Origin of the sequence: uncultured Piscinibacter sp., from assembly GCF_937952055.1 — a bacterium.
Lineage (GTDB): Bacteria > Pseudomonadota > Gammaproteobacteria > Burkholderiales > Burkholderiaceae_C > Piscinibacter.
On record NZ_CALFYO010000002.1, the window covers coordinates 126,683 to 138,597 of the forward strand.

The 11,915-nt window shown below is 65.4% G+C and carries 7 protein-coding genes; 1 reads left to right on the top strand and 6 read right to left on the bottom strand.

The features are described 5' to 3' along the window. From Q0599_RS00750 to Q0599_RS00775, 6 genes are all read right to left on the bottom strand, one after another. On the bottom strand, positions 1-594 hold the full coding sequence (locus tag Q0599_RS00750) for a hypothetical protein (RefSeq protein WP_298824283.1): 594 nt from the start codon (positions 592-594) through the stop codon (positions 1-3). Continuing rightward, positions 591-1,370, bottom strand: a complete 780-nt coding sequence (locus tag Q0599_RS00755) for a sigma-70 family RNA polymerase sigma factor (RefSeq protein WP_298824286.1) — start codon at positions 1,368-1,370, stop codon at positions 591-593. The genes Q0599_RS00750 and Q0599_RS00755 overlap by 4 nt, the downstream gene beginning before the upstream one ends. A gap of 52 nt (positions 1,371-1,422) precedes the next feature. Next, positions 1,423-3,642: a S8 family peptidase gene (locus tag Q0599_RS00760; RefSeq protein WP_298824288.1), complete on the bottom strand. Its 2,220-nt coding sequence runs from the start codon at positions 3,640-3,642 to the stop codon at positions 1,423-1,425. Further along, the gene (locus Q0599_RS00765) at positions 3,639-4,793 is read right to left on the bottom strand and encodes an AAA family ATPase (protein ID WP_298824290.1); all 1,155 of its coding nucleotides are present in this window, start codon (positions 4,791-4,793) and stop codon (positions 3,639-3,641) included. The genes Q0599_RS00760 and Q0599_RS00765 overlap by 4 nt, the downstream gene beginning before the upstream one ends. 403 nt (positions 4,794-5,196) lie before the next feature. After that, on the bottom strand, positions 5,197-5,796 hold the full coding sequence (locus Q0599_RS00770; protein WP_298824292.1) for an RES family NAD+ phosphorylase: 600 nt from the start codon (positions 5,794-5,796) through the stop codon (positions 5,197-5,199). Then, positions 5,777-6,391, bottom strand: coding sequence for a hypothetical protein (locus Q0599_RS00775; RefSeq protein ID WP_298824295.1), 615 nt, complete (start codon positions 6,389-6,391; stop codon positions 5,777-5,779). Before Q0599_RS00775 ends, Q0599_RS00770 begins: the two co-directional genes overlap by 20 nt. A gap of 544 nt (positions 6,392-6,935) precedes the next feature. Between Q0599_RS00775 and Q0599_RS00780 the strand changes: the two genes are divergently transcribed. Continuing rightward, entirely contained in the window at positions 6,936-11,915 is a 4,980-nt protein-coding gene (locus Q0599_RS00780; protein ID WP_298824297.1) for a helicase-related protein, read from the top strand.

Below are 11,915 nucleotides of genomic sequence, written 5' to 3' on the forward strand. Positions count from 1 at the left end.
TCAGTCCGACAATGCCTTCAACGTCGCCTGCTGTTCCGGCGTCAGCTGTGAAGTCGCGACCGCTTGTTCGAATGTGATCTGTTCGCCCACACTCGGCTTCACACTTGACCGAAAGGCCTGTCCGGAAACCATGCCGGGCGGGCCCTGCAGGTATGCGCCCACAGCTTGAACGGTGGCACCCAGCTCCGATGCAAGCCTCTCGATGAATCGGGCAGGAATGGTGGCAGCACGGATCGCCCGATCGCGCACGCGCATCAGGAAGAGATTGCTGACGTCCAGGCTGCGTGCGAGCGACTTGAAGCTGCTCGTATTGAGCCTGGCGAACGGATTCGCGATCTCGGCGTCGGGCTGCTGGACAGCCCGTTCGAACCGCTGCCAGGCCTTGTCCACCGCGCTGTCCGGCACCTCAGTCGCCGAGACATCGGCTGCCGACGGCTCATAAAGCAGATCGATCGAACAATCGATTAGCGCGGTCGCATGCTGCGGGTACTCCCTGATGTAGCGTTCGAGCGTTTCCCGGCCATGGCTGGTCTCCATAGAGAACGCCATCAGCACGGATTCCTCGTCCGCAGCGAAGGGCTTGGAGGTACTCATACGTGCCCCTCTAGAGCGGCCCTCAGGGTCTTGTACGCTCTGGCTTTGCGATTTCGCACGGTTCTCGGATCGCAGTTCAGCATCTTGGAGATGGTCATGATGTTGGGATCCTCTGAGTGGGTCAGGAAACCTCGCCGCAGCAAGCCCACGACCCGTCTCTGATCGTCTGGTAGTGCATCAATCGCAGCCTCCAGCTCAAGGCGGAAAGCCGGATCATCAATTTTTTTCGGGTCCCCTCCCAGGAAGTCAGCAGCCGCTTCCTCGACCTCTCGAGAAATGTCCTGACCCTCTTCTCCGTCCGTGGACAGCGGCTCGGTAAGTACCGACGAGGGGCCGATCTGCCTCAGAACGGACTTCCGGAATCGGGCGAACGCCAGGTCAAACCGCACCTCGAAAAAGTCCAGCATGGCGAAACGGCCGTTGCAGTCCTTGGCGATTCGCTCGGCGAATCGGCCCATGATCTCTTCTCGAATGCCTTGCGCCCCGGCCATGCGGGCGTCCGAGACCGTTGCAAACAGGGACTGACCGACCCGCTTCATGAGCAGTCCGAACATCTGCTTGAACTCGGCCTTAGCGCCCGTCGCGTGGGCGCGCCGCAGGAAATGCGTCAGCGCTTCCGACGGCACATAGCCGCTGTTCTTCCGCGACACGATGGCGAAAGCCTGCAGGCGTGCCGCGGCATCGACCGACTCCAGCCTTGCCAGGCAGGCCTCGATCTCGGGCGGCCGCGTGAACGGCGTCCCGTGTTTGTCTTTGCTCTTCAGCGGTTCCGGCATCGCTCTCCACCTTCCCGTCAGTCCGTGCTGTGCCTGCTCTGCTCGCCCGCCGTCACCGAATGCGGATCGGCAGGGACACCTGCGGCTGGATCGGCACGAGGGTCTTGGCGTAGGCGCGCAAGATGTCGTTGTAGAGATCGGCGTGCTTCGGCGCTTCGACGGAGATGATCAACGCGTAGCGGATCTTCTCGGCGCCGACGGCGCGGCCGCCCGCTTCGCGCGCGTTGTAATGGATGTCGAAGACGGGGTTGTCCAGGCTACTGCCCCGCATGCGCTTGCTGCCGTGCAGGACGGTCTCCCACTTGCCGAGGTCGGAACGGCGCTCCTCTTCCGTCGCGTACTTCTTCATGTCGAAGAAGCCTTTGGTCTGGGCGTTCGCCTTGCCCTCTTCGATCTTCTTGTCGCTCGGCCTGAAGACGACCTCGAGGCCAGCCCTCGTGTACGCCGCGGCGTCCTGAGGATCGGTGGGTGAGGCGTAGCAGAAGGTCGCCTTCAGCTGGATGTTGCCCGTCAGTCCGCCGGTCGGCAGCGGCAGCGTGGCACGCAGATACTTGCCCGGTTTGAGTTCGCCTTGGTAGACCACGCGCGCGGCGCCGGGCGGACAGGTGATCACGTCCATCAGGTCCTCGGGCACCTTGCCCCAGCCCACTTCCAGCTTGTCATGGGTCGAGGCATCGGCGGCGTGCACAAGCAGCGCCTTGATGGCCAGCGGCGTGAGGTCGGCACCCAGAATCGCCCGGACACCCACCGCGTTGCGCAGCAGGTACGGTGACGCGTAGCTCGTGCCCAGCTGAGGCGCCAACGCGGCCTTGCGACCTGGCGAGAGGACATGGAAGTACCCGGCGGCATCGCCACCGAAGGCCATCAGATCGGGCTTGACCACACCGGGGCTGCGCCCGGGGCCGACCGCGCTGTACGGCGCCCGGGACCAATTCGCATCGGTCGCGTCCGCCGCGCCGACGGCCAGCGCGTTGACGCAGTCCGAAGGAACCTGAACGCGCGCGTTGCCTACTGCCCGGTCCATTTCGCCGTTGTTGCCGACGGCGACGGTCATCAGCGTGTCGCCATCGCTCAGCAGGTCGTCGATCACCGAGGTCCAGGCGTGCACGTCCGTGTCCTCGATGGGCAGGTCCGGTCCCAGGCTCAAGTTGATGAACTGGTACTGGCGCGACAGCAAGACTTCTTCGACGAACCCCAATGTCCGGTACAGCTCCAGCGGATCCTCGGTCTCGGCATTCTTGTCCAGAACCCGCAGGTGGTCCACATAGGCAAACGGCCTCCCGGCCAAGGTGTTCGGCTGGATCGGTCCGAAGAGAAAGGCGGAAGTCACACCTAGACCATGCTCCGGGCCGTTGGGGTCGTCGTCAGCATCTTCATCGAGCAAGCGATACGAACGCAGCCAGGGACCGATCGCGTGATGCTTGGGAAGACCACCATCGAGGATTGCGACCTTCGGTTCCGATGACAGCGGCTGCTCGCTGGGCAGCGTGCAGCCAACCAGCACCCCGGTCGTGCGCTGGACGGGCCGCAGGCCGCGCAGCTTGGGCATGGGACGCACCACACGCACGAACACGAACTCCGCCAGCCGCTCGATGGCGTCGTGTGTGCCTTCGACCGGCACGAACCAGAGATTGCCCGCCGTGAAACCCAGATCTGCATGAACCTTGACTTCGACGCTCTTGGCGTACTTCGCGAAGGCGCGCTGCACGAACAGGCGATCATCATCGGGCAGCAGGTGGAGTCCGACCTCGAAGAAGCGATCCCTCTTCTTGCCCAGGGAGACGATGCGCTCTTCCGGCGCAAACGCGGCGAAGCGCTCGATGTGCGCCATGTCGAGCGCCTCGTCCGAGTCGGCACCTACCTCGCGCGTCCAGGTCTTCAGATGGCGGAACGCCTGGCGTTTTCCGGCGACGAACAGTTCCGTCGTGGTGCACTCCCGCGGATCCCCCTTCTTCGTCCAGCCGTCCGGCGTGAGCTTCACGGTCCGGCTGCCGACCGACTCCAGCCCCACCGTCCGCAGCATCGCGACGGGGAAGAACGAGCGGGCGATGTAGCTCGGGTTCATCGTCAGGCGCGCGACGCCGAAGTCGCCGGGACACGCGTTGTCGGGCAATGCATCCAACTCAGCGGCGGCGTCCTGGAATTGAGGGCGCAGGCGTTGAACGGCCTGCTGGAAGGTATAGACCTCCGCTTTGCCTGGCTTGCGCTTGGGGCCCTTGATCTCGTGCGTCAGGAGTTCCCCTCTCCCGATCAGGAAGTTCGTCTGGCTCATGTCTCAGCCCTCTTCTTTGCTGGCCGCTTAGTCGGCGCCGACTCTCCCGCGTATTTCCTGATCGTGTCGCGGCTAACGCCCGTGATGTCCGAAATGGCGTGTTGGGACAGCCGCGTTTGCTTGGCCAGAAGGATCGCCATGTCGATGCGCCCCTGGTGATTCAAGCTCAACGCGCGCGACCTTACGAACTCCTCAATCAGCTCGGCATCCGACGCCGTGCCGAGCGCCAGAGCTCGCCTGAAGCGCTGGATATCGCGCTCGATATCGCTGAACGACTCCCCGCTGAAGGCAAACGCAAGGATGTCCAGCCATCTGCCAAACAGCGCAAAGTCCGGCCCCAGAAAGCGCCTCACCGCAGCCTTGACGGCCGGTAACTCAGGAAGCTTGAACTCGACGACTAGGTCGAATCGTCGCCAGAGCGCCGGATCGATCAGCTCAGGATGGTTCGTCGCAGCCAGGAGCAGCCCGGTTGGCGGCCACTCGTCCACTTCCTGCAGGATCACCGTGACGAGGCGCTTCAGCTCACCGACGTCGGTATCGTCGCTGCGTCGCTTGGCGATGGCATCGATCTCGTCCAGCAGTAAAACGCAGGGCGTGCGCTTGGCGAAGTCGAGAGCGGCGCGGAGGTTGTTGCCGCTGCGCCCGAGCAGGCTGCTCATAACCGCAGTGAGATCGAGCACGTAGAGCTCTACCCCAAGCTGCGAGGCCAACCAACGCGCGGTCAAGGTTTTGCCAACCCCAGGTTGGCCGACAAAGATGGCGGAGCGCGTAGGCACCAGACCCATTGAGGTCAACCGATCAGCTTGGCGACGTTCCTGGATCAGTTGGCCGAGGCTTTCCTCCAGTCCAGCGGACAGCAAGGGAGGTTCGCGATCCGGTGCATCCTTGAAGGCTTTGAGCAACGACAGCCGCGACTCGTCGTCCACGGGGAGGGTCTGCCTTGCAGCGTCGGGTTCTTGGACAGCTTTGCGCAATGGCGCCGTTGACCGAGCATTCTTGGTGCGCAGAAACGAGGATAGTTGTTCGGCCAGCTCCGGCGCCTCGGACCGGTACTTGCGCACAAGGCGCGCGACGAACAGACGAACGTCCTCGCTTTGCTCCGCAAGGGCCAATCTGACAACCTGGGCTAAATCTGAATGTAGATCAATCACTTAGTCCATTTCTTACGTAAGTTGTTGATTTATAATAGCACCTTAACCGCTCTCCGTGGAAGACACTGTAGCTGAAGTTGGATGGAAGCGTCCAGCATCGGTGAGGTGCCGCCTTGACAGAAGCAGACGGTAAGGGCCTCGACGTAGCGGGAGCACGTGGTGGTTCTGTAGGTCGCGCGCATGACGAAGCCCACCGTATGGAGACTTCGTCCTAGCACCCCGCTTCGATCATCACGGCTTGGGCGCGACTGACTGCTCTCGCTAACGGCGGTCTCTCAAGAGCGGGGCACGAAGGACTGCTATCAGCCTGCTCCGGACCAACGCTTCGGGCCTCCAGGGAAAGAATTTCTCTCACCGCTGGCGAGAGTCGCTCGGCCACACCTGACCGCCAATTCAGAAGCGCTCACACAGCGGGCACGTTGAAGAGGTCACACAGGGCGTTCAGCTGTGCAGGCTTCAGCCGCTCCGACCGAAGGCTCTTAAGCCCGCTACGCTCAAAGATCGCGTAGGCGAAGCCCTTATTCATCTGGCGCGACACGTACCGGATGCCTTGCCATCGCGGGTCGGCATCGTGGATGGCCTGCGCCCACGCCTGGCTCACCGAGTAGTCGGCCAGCGCGCTGATGTCGTTGTTCAGGCCCAGGGCCTTGAGGGCTGCGCCGGTCAGGTCCGCCAGGACCAGCGTCTTGCGGCGCTCACACGCGAAGCGCACCACCGATCGCTCCGTCAGTTCGGCAGAGGGCACCTCGTAGGCGCCGTCGACGAAGCGTCCCGATTCGTGGATCACGCTCTCCGCGAAGGCGACCTCGATCGAGTTGGCTGTATAGCAAGTGCCGAACTCGCCGGCGCGGCCTGGGTCCGGGTCATCGAAGCGGTACACGCCAGACGACCAGTACGGCTCGGTGCTCGGGTACCGGCTCAGTCGCACCAGCGAGGCGACCTCGACCCTCACGGGCCGAAGCAGATCCTCGAATGTCCCGGGCTCAGGCAGCCGCAGCGACACGCGCGGCTCCCCGCTCGCGCGCCCAGGCCGTGGCCAACCGTTCCACCTTGGACACCGCGACTCCGGCGTCCAGGGCCGCAGCGACGCCCTTCCCTCCCAACGCCCCGTGCTCGCGCAACCAGAACATCAGCTTCTCGCTGGCACCGAGGTCGCCGAGGGCGCGGCATACAGCGGCCACAACCTCGCGGTCCAGCGCCAGGAAAACTTGCGGGTAGTACAGCCGGTTGCCGATCTTCACCGCGAAGACCTCGCCCCGGTCTGCAGCGGGCGCCAAGGCCTGCCGTGTGAGACCCCAGGCCTGAGCGAGTTGCTCACCGGGCACCACGAGGCCGTCCTTGACCCATTGCACCCGGGCCGCTTCGCCTCGTGCGGTGGCACCGGCAAGCCCACCGGACGTGGCGGACTGAGACGGCGTCCCAGCGGGCAGTTGGGAACGCGCGGCGCGCGGTCGCGCGCCACCGGCCTGTGACGGCTGCAGCGCGTGGCGGCTGACCACCGACCGAAGACTGCCCAGGTCTTCGCTGAGCCGTCCTACGGCCGCTTCGAGCTGCGCGATCCGGCGCAGGAGGACAGGGGTGCTGACATTGGTGCCCATCAGCCGATTTTAGGCAAGCAGGAACAATAAAGCAAACGGGGCAATCGTAGCAAACGGCGACACCGGGGAGGCAGCACTCGGGCTGGCGCAGGCACCGAGAGGGTTGCGGCATCCCCCGCTTCCCTTGCCTCTATGCGGCGCGGCTGCTTATGGCCGGTTCATGCCCGATGAACATGCGCCAGCGCAATGGGGTGTCTTTCCCATCCAGCCCCCTTGTTCCATACTCGATTCGCTTCGTGGCTTCCGGCCACAGCCGCCCTCTGAGGCGTTCCGGCACAGCCGGCGTTAGCGGTCGTGACCCGCACGTAGATCCGCGCTGGGCCCTGCCCCGCCGCCGCCACGTCAGGCGGTGAGTCCTTCCGGTGCCCGCCTGACAGGCGGCCGCACCGAACCCCAGATCCGTTCGCATCGGCCTACTGCTTTTCAGGCAGTCCGGCTGGTCGACGCACGACCGCATGCCGCCTCGGCGGCCCGCGGACCCCCTCCCACCGGGAGCACACGCTCCCCAGGGGGGCGTGTGCTCTCTCCACATCACGGAGATCACATGTCCCCATCCAGCCAGGGTGGCTACACCCTTTCCTTGCCGGGCTTCGACGACGAAGCTGCCGCATACCCCGACCTGTTCGCTGAAGCTGCTGAGGCCCCTGCCGCTGCGGTCGATGTTCAAGCGGTCGTGGAAGTGCAGGTCCCCAAGGCATGGCGCCCGGCCATGTCCGCCGCAGCCCACACTGCGCAGTTCGTCGAGTGGCCGACATGGGACGACGAAGTCCTCGCCCACATCGAAGGCCAGGCCACCAAGTTCGAGGCCAACGTTTCGGCCATCAACGCGCTCCGGTCGATCGAGAGCGAAGCCAGGCCGGCGAGCGCCAGCGAACGCCGTGCCCTGCTGCGCTACACCGGCTGGGGCGGCATCCCGGCGAGCTTCAACGACGAGGGCAGAGATCCAGCCTGGGTCGAGCGCGCCGGTCGCCTGCGCCAGTTGCTCTCGGCCGACGACCACGACTCGGCGCGGGCATCGGTCAACAACAGCCACTACACCGATCCGCTCGTCATCCACTGGATCTGGGCGGCCCTGCGCCGCCTGGGTTTCCAGGGCGGCAACATCCTCGAACCGAGCGCAGGCACTGGGCACTTCCTGGGCTGCATGCCGGCCGACATTGCCCAGCGCAGCCGCGTCACGGCGATCGAGCTGGACCGCGTTTCTGGCCGCATTCTTCGCAGCCTCTACGGGGCATGTGGCGTCGATGTGCGCATCGGCGGCTTCGAGGCCGCGACCTTGGCCGACGGAACCTACGACCTCATCCTGTCCAATGTCCCGTTCGGCCGCTACGGCGTGCTGGACAACCGCAACCGGCCCTACAGCCGCGCCAGCATCCACAACTGGTTCGTCGGCCGGGCGCTCGATGTGCTCCGCCCTGGCGGCCTGGTGTGCTTCATCACCTCGACCTACTTCCTGGACGAGAGCGATGCAGGCATGCGTGCACACGTGGCGTCCGAGGCCGACCTGGTCACCGCGTTCCGACTGCCCTCGGGCACGTTCGAGCGCATCGCATCGACCAGCGTGCAGGCCGACCTGGTCGTGCTCAGAAAGCGCGCGCCGGGAGAGGCGGCGGCCGCAGCCGAGTGGCTCGACCTGGACTACGTTCCCAAGACGATGCTCCGGGAAGGCTGCCACGAGCAGTACCTGCGGATCAACCGTTGGTTCGTGCGCCATCCGGAGCATGTGCTGGGTCGCATCGACCGGGTCAGCAACGGCTTCCAGGCCGTGCCGACGGCCATGCTCGATGGAGATCTCGATTCCGCGCTGCTCGGCGCCCAGGCCCTGGTGCCCAAGGGCGCGTACAGCGTGCAACCCAAGGCCCCCGCCAGAACACCCCGGGACATCGTGCCGGCACCCGCTGGCACGCGGCCGGGATCGCTCGCGGTCAGCGAAGGCCGCATCGGCATCGTGGAGGGCGATCACGTCGTGGACCTGCACGACCGCCTCAACGCCACGGTCCGGCAACGGATCGCCGGCATGGTGGACATCCGCGATCGGGCTCGCGCGTTGCTCAGCGCGCAGTTGGGCACCACGACGGATCAGGCGCTGATCGAACTGAGGCGACGCCTGAACCAGAGCTACGACCGGTTCGTGGGCAAGCACGGCTACCTGTCCTCCCGTGCGAACGCCCTCGCCTTCCGGCGAGACCCGGACTATCCGCTGCTCCTGTCCCTGGAGCACTACGACGAAGAGGAAGAAGTGGCCACCAAGGCCGCGATCTTCTCGAAGCGAACGGTCTCGCCCGTCCGCGAGGCCACGGTCGCCGAGCATCCCGACGAGGCACTCGCCCTGTCGATGCAGTGGAAGGGCCGGGTCGATCCCGACTACATGGCTCGGCTGCTGCGGGCCACGCCCGAAGACGCCCTGGCGGACTTGTCCGCGCGAGGCATGATCTACCTGAATCCCGAGGGCGACCGGCACGAGCCGGCCGACGAGTACCTCTCCGGCAACGTGAAGCGCAAGCTGACCGTGGCCCTCGCCGCTGGCGACGCCTACAGGGCGAACGTGGCGGCACTGGAGAAGGTGATCCCCGAGGATCTGCCGCCAGGCGACATCGCGCTGCGACTGGGCGCGGTCTGGGTGCCGGCCGACGTGGTCGAGGCCTTCATCAAGGAGGTGCTCGGCCTGCAGGACACCGCCGTGCGCTACCTGGCCGTGGCCGGCACCTGGTCGGTGACCTTCAACGATTGGGCGGCCCGACAAAGCGTCGCGTGCATCCAGGAGTACGGCACGCGGCGCATGCACGCGATCGACCTCGTGCAGCATGCGCTGAACGTGCAGACACCCACGGTGCGCGACCCGCACCCCGAGAAGGACGGTGCCTACATCGTCAACAAGGAAGAGACGCTCGCGGCGCGGGAGAAGCTCGGCTTGATCCGGGACCGCTTCGCCGCATGGGCCTACGAGGACGCGCCGCGGCGCGAGCGGCTGTGCAGGATCTACAACGACCTGTTCAACTGCATCCGCCAAAGGGAGTTCGACGGCTCGCATCTGAAGCTGCCGGGCTTTTCGCAGTGCTTCGAGCTCCACGCGAGCCAACGCAACGCGATCTGGCGCGTCGTGCAGTCCGGCAACACCGGGCTGTTTCACGCGGTGGGCGCCGGCAAGACGGCCATCATGGTGGCCGCGAGCATGGAACTGCGCCGCTTGGGCCTGGCCAACAAGCCGGCCCACATCGTGCCGAACCACTGCCTCGAGCAGTACGCCGCAGAGCTGGTGCGGCTCTATCCCTCCGCCGCCGTGCTCATGGCGACGAAGGAGGACCTCGCTGGCGACCGCCGGCGGGAGTTCGTGGCGCGGGTAGCCCCCGGCGACTGGGATGCGATCGTGATGACGCACTCCACTTTCGAGCTGCTGCCCATGTCCGCCGGATTCACCGGCGACTTCATCAAGGACACCATCCGCGAGATCGAGATGGCGGTGCGCATGTGCAGCGCGGGCAGCCGGTCCAACCGGATCGTCAAGCAGCTCGAGCGCATGAAGAAGACCTGGAAGATCCGGCTCGAACGCCTGGAGAACCAGGATCGCAAGGACGACTTTCTCTGCTGGGAAGCACTGGGGGTCGACTGGCTTGCGTACGACGAGGCCCACTCGGCCAAGAATCTGTTCCGCCACACCAAGATGGCACGCATCGCAGGCCTGCCGCTGAGCAACTCGCAGCGCGCGTTCGACCTGTACCTGAAGACGCGCCACACGATGAGCCTCTACCGAGGCGAGCACCGTGGCGTGGTGTTGGCCACGGCGACCCCGGTGGCCAACAGCATGGCCGAGGTTCACACGTTCCAGCGATTCCTGCAGCCCAACACGCTGCGCTCGCTGGGGCTGGAGCAATTCGACGCCTGGGCCGCCACCTTCGGGGAGACGGTCACGGCGCTGGAGATTGCACCTGACGGCAGCGGCTATCGGCTCAACACCCGGTTCGCGCGCTTCATCAACGTGCCGGACCTGATGACGGTGTTCTGCGACGTGTCGGACATCCGCACGCGCGAGATGCTGAGGCTGCCGGTGCCGATCCTGAAGGGCGACAAGCCCAGAACGGTGACGTGCAAGCCGAGCGAGCCATTGCGCGCCTTCGTGCGATCGCTCGTGAAGCGCGCCGAGCGCTTGAAGATCGCGCGGGTGGATCCTCGCGAGGACAACATGCTCATGATCGCCAGCGAAGGCCGCCTGGCCGCGCTGGACATGCGACTGATCAACGGCCGCCAACCAGCCGACCCCGGCGGGAAGGTGGCGCAGTGCGCCCGAGAGGTGCACAACATCTGGCAGGAGACTGCGAACCTCAAGAGGGCGCAGCTGGTCTTCTGCGACCTGTCCACTCCCAAGAGTGGCATGGCGTTCAGCGTCTACCAGGCGCTGCGCGAAGAGTTGATCGAGCTGGGCCTACCGGCCGAGCAGATCGCTTTCATCCACGATGCCGAGACCGACTCGCAGAAGGCACGCCTGTTCCGCCAGGTGCGCGAAGGCAAGGTTCGTGTGCTGCTCGGTTCGACCCCGAAGATGGGCGTCGGCACGAACGTGCAGCGGCGCCTCGTGGCCCTGCACGAACTCGACTGCCCATGGCGTCCGTGTGATGTGGAGCAGCGCGAGGGCCGGATCCTTCGCCAGGGCAACGAATGCGCGGAGGTGGAGATCATCCGCTACGTCACCGAAGGCAGCTTCGACGCGTACAGCTGGCAGACGGTGCTCACCAAGGCCAAGTTCATCGCGCAGGTGATGAGCGGGGACAAGGGCATCCGGTCTGTCGAGGACGTCGAGCTCGCAACGCTGACCTACGCCGAAGTGAAGGCGCTGGCGTCGGGCAATCCGAAGATCATCGAGAAGGCTGGTGTCGACGCGGAGATCGCGAAGTACGCCTCGCTGCTTTCCGTGTGGCGCAACCAACGCTACGCGAACGAATCCGAGGTGGCCGGCTTGCCGATGCGCATCGAGAGCAATGAGCGGCTGCTCGCAGCCCTCGTGGCAGATGCCGAACGGGCGCACGCCGTTCTCGGAACGGACCTGGTGGTCAACGTCCACGGACGCACCCACCGCGGTCGTGAAGAGATCGGCGAGGTGCTCAGGGCGACCGTGCGCAGCGCGAGGGCATCGATCTCGCGGTCCGCGCGGGACGAGGTCATCGGCACCGTCGGGGCCTTCGAACTGTGCGTGTTCATCGGACGCGCAGAGGACGAGGTGCACCTGTTCGTGCGGGGCGCGAGCTCATACGAGTGCAGACCGTGCCAGACCGGACCGGCACTCCACGCCGGCTTGATCGAGACGATCCGCGAGATTGCGCCGCACCGCGATGACTGCGCCCAGCGGCTCGCAAGGATGCGCTCGAAACTCGAAGGCCTTTCGGCTGAACTGCAACGGCCCTTCGAGCACGAGGATCGCTTGGCCGCGCTGATCGCGAGGCAGCGTGAGCTCGAAGCCGAGTTGGATCTCGGAAAGGACGAAGTCGGCAGCAACGCGGTCGACGATGTCCCGGAGCAAATTGCAGCCTAG